Source organism: Natronomonas sp. CBA1123 (assembly GCF_009741925.1).
Lineage (GTDB): Archaea > Halobacteriota > Halobacteria > Halobacteriales > Haloarculaceae > Natronomonas.
Map to the genome: position 1 here is coordinate 1 of NZ_WPCC01000022.1, position 13,097 is coordinate 13,097.

Sequence of the window (13,097 nt, forward strand, 5' to 3'; positions counted from 1 at the left end):
GAGCGGCGCGACGATTGCCGAGGAGGCACCGGGCGTGTACAAGGACGTAGACGAGGTGGTTCGCGTCAGCGACGAACTCGGTATCGGTGACAAGGTCGCCCGTGTCTACCCGGTCTGCAACATCAAGGGATGAGTTCCTTCGAACTCCCCTTCGGCGATGGGACCATGTCGGTCGACCTTCCGGACTGCGACGTGACCGTCGCAGAGCCACCCGGGGGCGAGGCAGTCGAGGTCCGACCGGCCGCGGAGGCGGCCCTCGCCGACCCCCTCGGCTCCGACCTCGCGACGCTCGTCGACCCCGACGACACGGTCGCAATCGTCGTCACCGACATCACCCGCGCGACGCCGGACGGCGTCCTCGTGGACCTCCTGCTCTCGGAACTCGAACGCGCCGGCGTCTACCGCGAACAGGTGACTGTCGTCGTCGGGTTGGGTCTCCACCGACCGATGACCGACGCGGAACTCGACGAGATGCTCGGCGAGCACGCCGACCTCGCGGTCAACCACGACCCCGACGACACCGTCGAGGTGGGGTCGGTCGACGGAACACCCGTCGAACTCAACCGGACCGTCGCCCGCGCCGACCGCGTGCTCGCGACGGGGATGGTCGAACCCCACCAGTACGCCGGCTTCTCCGGCGGCGGCAAAACCGTCGCCATCGGCGCCGGCGGTGAATCGCTCATCCGCTATACGCACGGCCCCGACATGCTCTCCGAGGACGGCGTCCGCCTCGGGAGCATCGACGGCAACCCCTTCCGGGACGCCATCGACGCCGCCGGTGAGGCCTGCGGCGTCGAGTTCTGTCTCAACGTCACCCACGGCCCACCGGGCATCCTCGACGTGGCGGCGGGAGCGCCGAAACGCGTCGTACGGTCGCTGGCCGACAGTGCGAAGGCGGCGCTGTCGGTGAGCGTCGACGGCGAGTACGACGCCGTCGTCGGTGGCGTCGGCGCGCCGAAGGACGCAAATCTGTATCAGACGACGCGGGCGGCGACGTACGTCCTCTTGGGCGCGAACAACCCACTTCGCGACGACGGGCGGGTCGTCCTCCCCGCCCGCCTTCAGGAGGGCGCCGGCGAAGGACGCGGCGAACAGCGTTTCTACGAGTGGCTCTCGGGTGCCGACAGCGCCGACGAACTGTACGAGACGATGCGAAGCGGCTACGAGGCCGGCGCCCAACGCGCCTTCGTCGTCGCTCGCGCGTTGCGGGACCACGACGTGTACATCACGAACAGCGAGTCGCCGGAGGTCGTCGAGGAGTGTCTGATGACGGCTCGTGAATCGGTCGCGGATGCGGTCGAATCAGAAAGCGACGTGCTGGTCGTTCCGGACGCGCTGAACACGCTGTTGGTTTGAGGAGCGTCAGGGGCGAGCAGTCGGCTCTGAGTCGGTCGCGGCGTCCTCCGACGGCCGCGGCATCGCCTCTATCTCCCGAATTTCCGGCGTCTTGGTGACGCGGTCGTACTGTTTGCGCCACGCCTCTCGGGGAAACAGCCCGTTTCGGTCGAACAGGTCGCGGGCCGACTCGGTGACGCGATAGAACTTGTAGGGGTACCCCCGGGTCCGCTCTCCCGCGGGGACGACGAGCTCTTCGAGGACATCGGCCTCGACGAGCAGATTCAGGTGCCGGCGGATGGTGTCCGCCGAGAGGTCGGGGTTCATGTAGTCGAGTTCGTCGACCGAGGGCGCTCCTTTGGGGTGGCCGACCACGTCGGCGACGATGTTCGCCCGCGTCCGCTCGGTCACGCGCTGGAGCGCGAGCCACGGCCCGAAGCCGTCGTCGGGAGTATCCGCATCGGCGGGTTGCATACACGGTGATACGGGGTTCGGGAAGATAAACACTTGGGAAAATAAATTGGGTAGTTCGTAGATAGTTCTTCAAGTAGTTCATCAACTAATTCGTCGACTACTCTCCGGGTGGCAAGAAGACTCTTGTATCGAACGCGTGCTTCGCCAGTATGACGAACGGTGACCGGAGTGGTACTCCCGGAGACGGGGAGAAGCCACCGGAGCGTCCTGCCCTCGACCTCGAGGGACTGTCGTTCACCCCGGAGCAACACCAGCGACTCAAGGACCTCCTCCACGGCCGGCAACTGAAGGACATCGCCTACAGCGACCGCCGATACCTCGTCGCGGGTGCCGGCGACGGCGAGGCGGCCCGACGGCGCATGCTCGTCGTCGAGCAGTTGGACGGCCGCCCCTATTCGACGGCGTTCAGGCTGGAGGACTTCGATTTGGGTCCCGAGGACCTCCCGCTGTGGGCCGCCGCCTTCGAGATACTCTGTGAGCAGGCGACCCACGTCGTCGGCGTCGTCGAGGACTTCGACGGCGGCTACGTCTGGGAACTCGGCCTCGCCTTCTACCGCGACGTGCGCAGGAAACTCTGGATTCTCAAGCGAGCCTACGACGACCAGCGAGCAGAGCGACAACGGTACGACAACGGGATGGCCGCCTCACAGATGGCGGCACTCACCGAAGCGGGCCGGACAATCGAGTGGTCCGACACCGACGAACTGCGCGAAGCCGTCGAGGAAATCCCCTGAGAACCGCTCAATCGTCAGTTCGAACGGTGACGCTGTCGCCGTCGTCGCCGATTTCGGCCATCACGCGGTCGTGGAACTCCTGAAGGACGGCGGATTCGTCCTCTGCGAGCACCACGTCGCTAGCCATCAGCGTCGCCAGTCCGAACGCCCGTGGCGTCGGTGAGTCAACCGTCTGGACGCAGACGTCGATGTCGCCCGACGCTACCCCGGCGACGAACGTCTCGACGGCGTCCACGTCGAGTTTGTCCGCCAGTATCTCGCGGTAGGTCTCCTCCATCACGGCGAAGTTCTCCTTCTCGCGAGCGAAGCCGATGAGCATCTCGCTTGAGACTTGCTGTTGGCTCGCCGACTTCTCGTAGCCCTTGTAGCGCTTCAGAATCATCAGCGCCCGGGTGGCGTTGATGCGGAAGTACCGCTTCAGGAGGTCGGTCCCGTCCAGTGCGGCCCGCAAGTCGCCACGCACCTCCCACGGTTCGATGTCGGCGACGATGCCGTCGATGTCGACCTTGCGATTGAGCGGCATCGACAGCGTGAATCCGTGGTCGGCGACGGCGACTTTCACGTTGGCGTTGGCCTGCTGGGCACACCGGTAGGCCAGCAGTCGCGAGAGGCCGTCGTTGAACCGACGGCCGTAGTTGGCGTGGACGTGGTAGTTCCGGCGGTAGGCTTCGCGGTCGAGTTCGATTTCGACGGCGAGTCGTCGGTCCGTCGAGACGCTCTCGACGCCGGCGTAGCGAACTTGCGCGTCGAACATTCGCGTTATCGCCCGCACCGTGTTCTCGTCGAGCGGGAACTCCCGGAGCCACCGGCGGACCTCGGGCGGCCCGCCGGATTCGAGGCGGTCACACAACTCTCGCTGGAAGGTCAACACCTCCCGCCCGAGGTCGTAGGACAGCGGCAGGCGTTCGGAGTACCACGACGGAACGGTCGCCCGCGCGCTCGTCGGGTCGACGTACACCTTCGACCCCCGCCGGTAACTGTACTCGTAGTTTTGCCCACCCAACACGAACACGTCGCCGGATTCGAGCGTGTCGAGATACGACTCGTCCAACTGCCCGACCCACTCCTCACCCGACCGGGTGAACACGTCACAGTCGAAGGAGTCCGGAATCGTGCCGATGTTCGTCATGTAGATGACGCGGGCGAGTCGGCCGCGTTTGCCGACCAGCGGCGTGCTGGGGGCGTACGCCTCGTAGTGGTGTTCACCGCCGGGCGGGTCGTTCTCGTCGCGCCAGACTTTCGCGTAGACGTTCTTCTCCTCCATTCCCTCGTAGTCGGCCGTGAGATACCGAAACAGCGACTCGACGTCGTCCTCGTCGTAGTTCCGGAACGGGTAGGCCGACCGGAGCGTCGACAACAGTTCGGCTTCCGGAAGCGGTCCGTTGATGGCCATCCCGTAGACCTGTTGGACGGCAACGTCGTGGGCGTTCTCCGGGACGAACACGCGGTCGACGAACCCCTCTTCGGCCTTCTTCAACATCACGGCACACTCGATGAGTTCGTCGCGGTCCAAGGCGAACACCCGACCCTTGACCGTCTCGCCCAACTGGTGGCCGGCCCGGCCGACCCGCTGGAGCAGCGAGGCGACGGATTTCGGCGACCCCACCTGTACCACGAGGTCGATGTGCGGCATGTCGATGCCCAACTCCAGAGAGGTCGAGGTCGTCACCACGTCGAGCGTTCCCTCCTTTAGCCCCGCCTCTATCTCTTGGCGTCGGTCCTTCGACAGCGAGCCGTGGTGACAGCCGGAGTTCGACTCGTCGTAGTCGCCACGTTCCCGGAGGTTGTTGAGAACGCGTTCGGCGCCCGACCGCGTGTTCGTGAACACCAAGGTGTTCGTGTGGTCTGCGACGAGTTCGTCCAGTTCGCCGTAGAACCGCTCCGTCACCACGCCGTGCGGCGTGTTGATGAGGTCGTCCGTCGGACAGCGAAGCTCCATGTCGAACTCGCGAACGAACCGCGCATCGACGATTTGGCAGTCGCGAGCGTGCCACGTCCCGTCATCGTCGGGGTCGCCACCGACCAGAAAATCGGCCATCGCATCGAGCGGTTCGACCGTCGCCGAACAGCCGATGCGCGTCGGTGAAGTCTCACAGAGGCGTTCGAGCCGTTCCAGCGACACCGAGAGGTGGGTCCCGCGTTTGTTGTCAGCGAGGGAGTGAATCTCGTCGACGACGACGTACTCGACGGTTTCGAGCTTCTCCTTGAACTTCGGGCTGTTGAGGAGGATTGCCAGCGTCTCCGGCGTCGTGTTGAGGATGTGTGGCGTCTCTTCGAGCATCGCCTGTCGGTCGCTGTCCGAGGTGTCGCCGTGCCGAATCGCGTGCCGCAACTCGGCGGACTCCCCCCGAGCGTCGAGTTTTTCCGTGATACCGTCCAGTGGCTCGGCGAGGTTGCGGTGGATGTCGTTGGCCAGCGATTTCAACGGCGAGACGTACAGACAGTAGACGCTGTTGTCGAGGCCGTCGTCGGTCCGCGCACGCTCGAAGAGGTCGTCGATGATGGCGGTGAAGGAGGCGAGTGTCTTCCCCGACCCCGTCGGCGCGGCGACCAGACAGTTCCGCCCCTCGTCGATGAGCGGGACGGCTTCCTTCTGCGGTGGGGTGAAGAACCCGCCGTTGTCGGGGACGAACGCGCCGAACTGCTCGACCCACCACTCCCGGACGGCGGGGTCGAGGCGGGCGAACGCGTCGGCGTCGTCTATCTCGGCCGCGTCGATTCCGTGGCGGTCGAGTGCCTCCCTGGCGACGGCCTCGGCTTCCTCCGACGGGCCACCCTCCATCGACGCCGGCTACGTCTCCGAGCGGCAAGTGGGTTCCGACACCAGAGTGAAAGTGAACCGACCGCAGGGCACTTGCCCCTCGCCGCCGAGGCGTCGGTATGCGCGTGACCTTCCTCGGAACCGGCGCCGCGATGCCGACCGGCGAGCGGTTCCAGACCGGCCTGTTGCTGGAAGACCCGGACGGCGAAGCCGATTCGCTTCTCGTCGACTGCGGTAGCGGCGCCCTTCACGGCCTCGCCCGCACCGACGTAGGCTACGCCGATATCGGGACCGTCCTGCTGACCCACCACCACCTCGACCACGTCTCCGACCTCATGCCGCTGTTGAAGGCTCGCTGGCTGGCCGGCGAAACCGACCTCGAAATCGTCGGCCCCGAGGGGACCCAAGACCTCGTCGAGGACCTGCTGGCGGCCCACGACTACATGGAGGACCGCTTCGAACTCACGTTCCGAGAGGTCGAACCGGGGACGTTCTCTGTGGCCGGCTACGACGTCGAGGCCGTCGAGACGATTCACTCGATGTACTGTCTCGCCTATCGCTTCGAGAGCGCCGGTGCGACGTTCACGTTCTCGGCGGACACCGAAGCCTGCGATGCCGTCTCGGAGTTGGCCGAGGGGTCGGCCATCCTCGCTCACGACTGCTCGTTTCCCGACGACATCGACGTTGACAACCACCCGACGCCGTCCCAACTGGGCGAGAGCCTCGCCGGCCGTGACGTTGGACGGGTGTATCTGACGCACCTCTATCCCCACACCGACGGCCACCACGACGAGATGCTGGAGTCGGTTCGTGAGGCCTTCGACGGCGACGTGCGGATGGCACGAGACGGTCTCACCGTGTCGGTCGCCCGCCGCTGATTACTCCAAGCGATACCGCAACAGCGCGGCGACGCCACCGAGGTTCGACAGTTGCTTGCCGGGGTCGAACTCGTGAGAGAAGACGGTCACGTCGCCGCCCTGTCGCTCGACGGTCTCGACGAGTTCGTTGGCGTCGACGTCCCACTCGCCTTCGCCGGCTCGCTCCTCACGGAGGCGCTCGTCGAGCAACAGGAGCGTCTCGACTGCGCCGTAGTCGGCGGCCTTCATGACTTCGTCGATGCCGTAGGCGGCTTTCGCTCCCTCGCCGATTTGTGCCATCAACTCGTCGATGAGTTCGGCCTCCTTCGAGATACGGGTCTCCGTCTGGACGCGGTCGACGGCGCCACGCTTCAGTACCTCGTGGACGCCGCGGTCGCCGACGGAGGCGGTGTCGACGGTCTGTATCTTTTCGGCAACCTCGGGAGCCTCGTCTTCGATGTAGTCGAGTGCGTCCTGTTTCGTGAATCCGGGGCCCGCGAGGATGATGGCCGAAACGTCCATCCGTTTGAGCACCTCGGTCAACTCCGCGAACAGTTCGTCACGGCCGCGGGCGTACTCGCCTTTTCCCGTGGTCCCCGTAATCGAGGCTCGTTCGTCGACGCCGTACTGGGCGACGGTGTGGACGTGTGCCTCGCCCTCCTCGACGGTGGCGATGGCGACTTCCGGGTTCTCGGCGGCCTCGACGGCCTCTTGGAGCCGTTCGAGTTGGTCGACCTGCCACTTCTTCTCGATGGTCAACTCGTCGTGTTCCTCGACGTTGAGCGTGTGGTGGAATCCGAGTTGGTCCTCCCGGGAACACTCGATTATCTCCCCGCCGACCCGGAGCCGGTTGGCGAACTTGGCGAACTCCACGTCCGACACCTCGATTTTTATCCACATCGGCTCGCGTTGACCGCCGGTGTCGCGGGTCTTGTCGTCGTCCCGCTGGATGCGACGCGTCGTGTCGCCGTCGACGTGGTCGCCCGGCTCTAAGACGTAGGTGAGATGCCAGAGGTCGTCGAGGCTCTCGGGGACCACCGAAATCCGCTCGCGGCCGCCCTCCGTCCGTGTCCGGTCGGCGATTCGCATACCGACCCCTCCGGGCGGGGTCCCTAAGTGCGTACTGTTCTGGTCGGTATCTCAGCTCGACCCATCGACGCGCCGTACCGCGGGCGCGAGGTCGTCGAATCGCCCACCTTCATCCGGGGTCGTGCCGACCGGCTCCCAGCCGAGGGCGGCGCCGACGCCCTGTCCGTAGCAGTAGCGGACGGCGACCGCAGCGAAGAAATGCAGAAAGAACCCGACGAGCACCGCCCTGAGCAGGTAGGAAACCGGAATCAAGAGCACCTGAATCAACACCGAGACGACCCACGCGACGGCGTAGTCTTCGGTGAGTGCGCCGGCGAGAACCGTCCGAAGTTCGAACGCCGCGGCGAAGCGGTCGGTGTAGGCGAAGTTGGCGACCGCCACCGGGAGGGCGTACAGCGCGCCAATGAGGTACAGCAGTGCGAACAGCGCGAGTAGGCCCGTTACTGATAGTGCGGCGTTTGAAAGCGCCGTTGGGAGCCCGATTCTGGCGAACAACGTCGGTAACTCGAAGCCCGTCGTTCGGGCGAGGACGAGCGGTCCGAGGACGACGACGGCTGGAAGCAGATAGAGAACGGCGATGCCGACCGCTCGGATACCGTCGACGAACAGGCTGCCCACACCACCGAAGCGCGGCGGCGTCGGGTACTCCCGGCCGATTGTCGTCCTGACGACGCGGACGTAGTAGCCGCGGACGAGGAGCCACGGCAGCACGGCGACGAGGGCGACCGGCGTGTATTCGAGACCGATTCCCGCGATTGTGACCGGAATGCCGACGAAGAGCAACAGCGCGCCGCCGACGAGAACCGACCGACTTCCCGCCGGCGGTCTGGTCGGATAGTCCAGCGCATCGCGGAACATACCCAAGAGACGACCGCACCGGCTTTATATCTCGGGAAAGCGGGGGACGCCCGTCAGTCGTCGAGCATTCGACTGCCACCGTTGGGGCAGAACTCCTGAATCCGGTCGGCGCTGGCGATTTTTCTGACGAAACTCGTGTCCTCGAAGCGTTCCCGGAAGGTCCGGTAGATTCGCTTTGCGATGTCGTTTTGGGCGAACTGCCCGGGTTCGAGTCGGACCGACGTTTCGACGCGCGGTTCGATGGCCGACGGTGGCCCGCCGACGACGCGCGTGTCGGGTTCACACTTGATGCCAATCGAGACGCCGACGGGTACGTCGCGGTGGTAGGTTCGGTCGCCGCGAATCACGAAACTCCCCTTCTCGATGTACTCGCCGCTCTCGGGGGTCTTCGACACCTGGTCGGGGTCGACCTCGTAGGCGTCGCCCTCGAACTTGCCGTCCTTCCAGACCGAGGAGTAGGAAACCGCGAACTGTGCGGCCTCCTCCGTGCTCGATTCGGGGATGTCGACCTCGCGGGCGGCCTCGTCCGGTTCGGTCGCTTTCAGTATCGTGACGGGCGCGCCGTGGGCCTGTGCGTGGAAGAAGCGGTCGGAGGGCTCCATGTACTTCTTGACCAACTCCTCGTTCTGGTCGGCGTTGCGCCCGCCCAACACGAGGAAGCCGTCGCTCGTCCGGAACCACCGGAACCGCTCGTACCACTTCTCGTCGTAGCGAACGGGCACCGACCCCATCGAGAGGTAATCGCGTTCGAACTGCTCGCCGTCGTCGTCCTCGCTCTCGTCCTCGTCGGCTTCCTCCCACTCCTCGCGGCGCTGTTTGACGGCTTCGAGGTCCTCGCGGGTGTCCTCGATAGCCGCCTGTGCGCCCTCTTTCTTTCCGCGAATGCGTTTGGCTTCGGTGTACAGTCGGTCGGCGTTCTTCTCGACGCCCATCGAGGGGTCGACCTCGATGTCGGTGTCGTCGAGTTCGATGGTGACGGTGCCCTCAGCCTCGTCGATACCGACGACGGCCTCGGCGTCCTCGATACCCTGTTCGGCACCCATCTCGAATTTCTCCTCGATATCGGCCCAGGGGATACCCTCTTTTCGTGCTTCTCGTATCGTCGAACAGACGTCGTCGACGAGGTCGTAGTTGCCGTACAGCAGTTCGGCCTTCCCCTGTTCGGCCTCCGCTTGGGCTTCGAAGTCCTCGATTGCGTCCTCCTGCTGTTCGATGATGCGTTCGTACTTGGCTACCTCGCCTTCGAAGTCCGGCCGGTCGCTTCCCGGTTCTTCGTGGACCTCCTCGTCTTCCAGTTCCAGCCGGTGGAAGTACTCGTCGATGGCACCGTTGAAACTGTCGAAGGCCGTCGCGACGTAGCCCTCGGCCTCGTGTTCTTCGAGGTGTAGCGGTGTCGCGTCGACGACCTCTCCCTCGTCGTTCTCGTACAGTCGCGGCTCGGTTCGACCCTCGAGTATCGGCTCCCGGAGCCGTTCGAGTGCGCCGAACAGCGCTTCGTACTGCTCCTCGCCGGATTCTTCGATCGCGAGCGTTTTTCTCGACGCCAGCGCGGGTACACAGCTCTTCGGCGTACAGTCCACCGAAGTTCAACTGCGTGGCGAGCGTCCGGACGAGGTCCGTGTCCGATTGACCCATACGGGCAGCGAAGGTATCGTAGTCGCAGTCCAGCGGGCTGAACCGTTCGTCGGGGTAGCCGTACTGCGACCCGGGGGCGACGGTTCGAGAGCGCAGGCGGACGGTGTCGAGACAGTCGATGACCTCGTGGTCCTCGTTGAGGACGGCGACGTTACCGTCGCCGAACAGTTCGGCCACTATCAGCGTCGTCTGGTCCTCGCGCTCGAAGCGGAACGTGAGGATGCGGTCGAAGCCGTACTGCTCGACGCCCTCGAAGTTCGCCCCGGCGATGCGGTTGCGCATCATCATCGCGAAGTTGGGCGGACGTCCCGGCGCGTCGGGGACGTGTTCGGGCGCGGCGACGTGGGCGCGTTTGGGGTCGCCCACCTCGACGATGAGTTCGATGCGACCCCGGTCGTAGTCTCGCATCTTCAACCGCACGAGGTCGTCGCCGTAGAGATAGGCTTTGTCGACGACGGCGCCGGTAAAACCGCGCAACTCGCCGACCAACGCGGCGAGGTCGACGCTCGTCATCGCCCGCTTTCTGTCCATGTCTACGTCCTAACGGGGCCCGGAGAAAGGCCTGACGGGTTGGGCCGCAGTCCACAACCCATTAACCGCCGGTGGCCGGACGGCGAGTATGGACAGTCGTCTCACCGCCGCCGTCGCCGTCGGCGTCGGCGTTGCCGTCGCCACACTCGGCGCTATCCGGTATCTCTCGGCCGGCGCGCCGCCGTTCGACCCCTTCGCGACGGGTCTCTTCGTCGTCGGAACCGGCGTGCTGTTGGTCGTCGCGGGTGGACTCGCCTTCGCGAACGCGCTCGACCACCTCGCGTTGCGGGCGGCGACGGCCGTCGGAGCGGTGACGCTGCTTTTAGCCGCGTTCTCGCCGGGGTCGCTGCGCTTCGGCGGCGTGTTCTGGCTGGCGTTGGTCGCCTTCGCGCTAGTCGGGGCCGGCAGTTACCGGACGATACAGGCGAGTCGGTAGGAAAGCGGACGGACACTCAGTTCTCGCTGTCGGCCGATTCTACCGCCGCAGCGACGTTCAAGTTCCCGGCACCCAGTTCTCCCCGGTCGGTCCCCGTTGCGGTGTCTGCTGTTCGTTCGATTGTCGACTGTATCTGGTCGGGGTTCAACGAACTGTCGGTCGCCGCGAGTAACGCGGCGGTGCCTGTCACTTGTGGCGCTGCCATCGACGTGCCGGCGAAGTAGGCGTAGGCAGCACCGTAGATGTCCAGCGGTGTGGTCGAGAGGACGAGGTTCGTCGGGAACGCCCACTCGGTGTCTTGGGCGAGAGTCTTCGCCAGCGTCTCGTAGCCACCGCCCGGCGCAGCGAGACTGAGTTCGTTGGCGCCGTAGTTCGAGTAGAACGCCCGCTCGCGGTTCGGGCCGGTCGCCCCGATGCTCATCGCTCCGGGGACGCTGTTCGGAACGGTGAACACGCCGCCTTTGTTCAACGCCGTATCGCTGTTCCCCGCACTGACGACGACGACGCTGCCGGCGTTGACCGCATCTTGGACCACGAGTCGATACGCCTGCCGGAACCCCTCCCGGTTGGCCTGTGGCGGCAGCGGTGGCGTGCCGATGGAGAGGTTCATCGCGTCGACGCCGAGTTCGTTGGCGGCGAAGTCGATTGCCGTGAGGATGTCCGCCGTCGTCGTGGAGGTAACCACGAGTTCCCGCGTCTCCTCGACTCCTTCCTCGGGTTCGTACGTGACCTCCTGTCGCTCCCAGTAGAACACGCGGTGGGGGACGACGGTCGCGTCGGGAGCCGTTCCAGCGATGCCGGTGCCCCCCTCGAACACCTCCTTGCCGACGGAGGCAGCAGCGATGCCCGAGACGTGACTCCCGTGGCCCTCAACGTCGTCGGAGGCGTTCCGGCTTTCGAGGTCGAAGCCCGCCGGTTCGTAGCCGACGACCGTCCCCTCGGCGTTCCTGACCGCGAACTCTTTGAGGTCGGAATCTGGAACCCGCACATCTGTCTCCCCAGTGAACTGGCCATCGACGAGCGAATCGACGACATTGTCCCCCCCGACCAGCGACGCGGCGGAACAGCGCACCTGACCTGACGTTCGGTGCGAGGTCCGGATGGTCGAGGTCAGTCCCGGTGTCGATGACGGCAATCGTCGCGCCCTCACCGGTCGTCGTCTCGTGGGCCGCCGCGACGTTCGTGTTCTGTTTGTCCCACTGGGCCGGATACAGCGACTCGTTTTCGGTATCCGCCGCCGGGTCCGGAAGCGGCGCTCGCTCGACGGGCCGTTCGAGACGCAACCGGACGTTGCGTACGGCCACTCCGACACCGGCTACGTCTGCCGGTGATTCGGCACCCGAAACGACGAGTACGTCCCCACCCGCGAGCGAGCGGACGACGGTGAACCCCTCACGTTCGAGCCGTGTTCGTGCCTTCGGTCCACTCGTCGTAACGAGGTACTGTTGGGAACGCTCCCCACCAGCGACTCCGACAGCCGAAACCGAGATTCCTCCCGCGACGACGCCTTTCAGAACGTCTCGTCTGGTTGGTTTCGTCTCGTACATGGTTCGACCCCGAAGCATATTTACGCAGAATAATTAATAAAACCTAGTCTATAGAAGGCTATTACAACTCTTTTATAAACGTCCGCTTCGGGTCACGGCCCCGAGAACCTATGTGCGACTGCGACGACGTTCGAGTATGCCCACCGAAATCCTCCCGGGGGTCTACGACATCACCTGCACTCGGACCGAATCCGGCCGAATACGGGCGTTCTGCTTCGAGGACGGAACGCTCGTCGACTGCGGGCTTCCGAACACAACCGATGCGCTGCTTGACGGCATAGCTCGGACGGGAATCGACGTCGAACGCCTCGTCATCACCCACGCCGACCGCGACCACGTCGGCGGCTTCGACGCCGTGGTTCGGGACCTCTGGGTCGAAACCTACGTTCCCGAGGGTGCGGAACTGGACACCGAGTTCGACCCCGACCACCGGTACGGCGACGGCGACGAAATCGGCCCTTTCGAGGCCGTCCACGTGCCGGGCCACCGTGACCACCAACACGCCCTCGTCGACGAGGAACGCGGGGTCGCGGTGCTGGCCGATGCCCTCTCGGGGGCCGACCAACGTGGCCTCCCGAAGGGGTACTTCCACCTGCCGCCGGAGACGTTCACCGACGACATCGGTGAGGCCGAGCGGTCACTGGAGCGACTGCTCGACTACGAGTTCGATGCCGGCCTCGTCTTCCACGGGTCGTCAGTTCGGTCGGACGCGAGCGAAAAACTGGCGGCGTACGTCTATCGGTGAGCCGTTGTGTCGCCCCGAGATGTCTGACGGTTTTTCATCGTATTTCATACTGGTTCTCCCGATACCACGCCCAAACGGTTCTTAGAGGCCCGTTT

The 13,097-nt window shown here is 65.1% G+C and carries 12 protein-coding genes and 1 pseudogene; 7 read left to right on the forward strand and 6 right to left on the reverse strand.

Annotation, left to right across the window (positions count from 1 at the left end; translation table 11 throughout):
* On the forward strand, window positions 1-133 hold a 133-nt coding region (locus tag GJ631_RS10845), incomplete at its 5' end, for an RtcB family protein (protein ID WP_156709182.1).
* Window positions 130-1,356: a lactate racemase domain-containing protein gene (locus tag GJ631_RS10850; protein ID WP_156709183.1), complete on the forward strand. Its 1,227-nt coding sequence runs from the start codon at window positions 130-132 to the stop codon at window positions 1,354-1,356. The genes GJ631_RS10845 and GJ631_RS10850, both read left to right, overlap by 4 nt.
* A gap of 6 nt (window positions 1,357-1,362) precedes the next feature.
* Here GJ631_RS10850 and GJ631_RS10855 read toward each other — a convergent pair whose 3' ends face one another.
* On the reverse strand, window positions 1,363-1,809 hold the full coding sequence (locus GJ631_RS10855) for a helix-turn-helix domain-containing protein (protein WP_156709184.1): 447 nt from the start codon (window positions 1,807-1,809) through the stop codon (window positions 1,363-1,365).
* Window positions 1,810-1,958: 149 nt separating this feature from the next.
* Between GJ631_RS10855 and GJ631_RS10860 the strand changes: the two genes are divergently transcribed.
* Entirely contained in the window at window positions 1,959-2,543 is a 585-nt protein-coding gene (locus GJ631_RS10860; protein ID WP_156709185.1) for a hypothetical protein, read from the forward strand.
* A 7-nt stretch (window positions 2,544-2,550) separates the two neighbouring features.
* Here GJ631_RS10860 and GJ631_RS10865 read toward each other — a convergent pair whose 3' ends face one another.
* Window positions 2,551-5,325, reverse strand: coding sequence for an ATP-dependent helicase (locus GJ631_RS10865; protein ID WP_156709186.1), 2,775 nt, complete (start codon window positions 5,323-5,325; stop codon window positions 2,551-2,553).
* Window positions 5,326-5,423: 98 nt separating this feature from the next.
* Here GJ631_RS10865 and GJ631_RS10870 point away from each other — a divergent pair, with 98 nt between their 5' ends.
* Window positions 5,424-6,182 (forward strand): MBL fold metallo-hydrolase, encoded by a 759-nt coding sequence (locus GJ631_RS10870; RefSeq protein ID WP_156709187.1) that lies wholly within the window; start codon window positions 5,424-5,426, stop codon window positions 6,180-6,182.
* Here the strand turns inward: GJ631_RS10870 and GJ631_RS10875 are convergent, their stop codons facing one another.
* From GJ631_RS10875 to rqcH, 3 genes and pseudogenes are all read right to left on the reverse strand, one after another.
* On the reverse strand, window positions 6,183-7,250 hold the full coding sequence (locus tag GJ631_RS10875; protein WP_156709188.1) for an mRNA surveillance protein pelota: 1,068 nt from the start codon (window positions 7,248-7,250) through the stop codon (window positions 6,183-6,185).
* Between the two features lie 51 nt (window positions 7,251-7,301).
* A complete protein-coding gene (locus GJ631_RS10880) occupies window positions 7,302-8,108 on the reverse strand; it encodes a DUF4013 domain-containing protein (protein WP_156709189.1) in 807 nt (268 codons plus the stop codon).
* 53 nt (window positions 8,109-8,161) lie between these two features.
* A pseudogene (rqcH, locus tag GJ631_RS10885) lies at window positions 8,162-10,274 on the reverse strand (ribosome rescue protein RqcH).
* Window positions 10,275-10,362: 88 nt separating this feature from the next.
* Here rqcH and GJ631_RS10890 point away from each other — a divergent pair.
* Complete coding sequence (locus tag GJ631_RS10890) at window positions 10,363-10,710, forward strand: hypothetical protein (protein ID WP_156709190.1); 348 nt, start codon at window positions 10,363-10,365, stop codon at window positions 10,708-10,710.
* A gap of 16 nt (window positions 10,711-10,726) precedes the next feature.
* On the opposite strand, the gene GJ631_RS10895 is transcribed toward GJ631_RS10890, so the two are convergent.
* On the reverse strand, window positions 10,727-11,698 hold the full coding sequence (locus tag GJ631_RS10895; protein WP_197424992.1) for a S8 family serine peptidase: 972 nt from the start codon (window positions 11,696-11,698) through the stop codon (window positions 10,727-10,729).
* A gap of 112 nt (window positions 11,699-11,810) precedes the next feature.
* Between GJ631_RS10895 and GJ631_RS18595 the strand changes: the two genes are divergently transcribed.
* Both GJ631_RS18595 and GJ631_RS10900 read left to right on the forward strand, forming a co-directional pair.
* Window positions 11,811-12,041, forward strand: a complete 231-nt coding sequence (locus GJ631_RS18595; RefSeq protein WP_197424994.1) for a hypothetical protein — start codon at window positions 11,811-11,813, stop codon at window positions 12,039-12,041.
* Window positions 12,042-12,393: 352 nt separating this feature from the next.
* The gene (locus tag GJ631_RS10900) at window positions 12,394-13,002 is read left to right on the forward strand and encodes an MBL fold metallo-hydrolase (protein WP_156709192.1); all 609 of its coding nucleotides are present in this window, start codon (window positions 12,394-12,396) and stop codon (window positions 13,000-13,002) included.
* Window positions 13,003-13,097 lie beyond the last annotated feature (95 nt).

Excerpts from the sequence above, each read along its gene's own strand:
- GJ631_RS10860 (WP_156709185.1), top strand. The coding sequence starts at position 1,959 with ATGACGAACGGTGACCGGAGTGGTACTCCCGGAGACGGGGAGAAGCCA.
- GJ631_RS10900 (WP_156709192.1), top strand. The coding sequence starts at position 12,394 with ATGCCCACCGAAATCCTCCCGGGGGTCTACGACATCACCTGCACTCGG.
- GJ631_RS10875 (WP_156709188.1), bottom strand. The coding sequence starts at position 7,250 with ATGCGAATCGCCGACCGGACACGGACGGAGGGCGGCCGCGAGCGGATT.
- GJ631_RS10880 (WP_156709189.1), bottom strand. The coding sequence starts at position 8,108 with ATGTTCCGCGATGCGCTGGACTATCCGACCAGACCGCCGGCGGGAAGT.
- GJ631_RS18595 (WP_197424994.1), top strand. The coding sequence starts at position 11,811 with ATGGTCGAGGTCAGTCCCGGTGTCGATGACGGCAATCGTCGCGCCCTC.
- GJ631_RS10865 (WP_156709186.1), bottom strand. The coding sequence starts at position 5,325 with ATGGAGGGTGGCCCGTCGGAGGAAGCCGAGGCCGTCGCCAGGGAGGCA.
- GJ631_RS10850 (WP_156709183.1), top strand. The coding sequence starts at position 130 with ATGAGTTCCTTCGAACTCCCCTTCGGCGATGGGACCATGTCGGTCGAC.
- GJ631_RS10855 (WP_156709184.1), bottom strand. The coding sequence starts at position 1,809 with ATGCAACCCGCCGATGCGGATACTCCCGACGACGGCTTCGGGCCGTGG.
- GJ631_RS10870 (WP_156709187.1), top strand. The coding sequence starts at position 5,424 with ATGCGCGTGACCTTCCTCGGAACCGGCGCCGCGATGCCGACCGGCGAG.
- GJ631_RS10890 (WP_156709190.1), top strand. The coding sequence starts at position 10,363 with ATGGACAGTCGTCTCACCGCCGCCGTCGCCGTCGGCGTCGGCGTTGCC.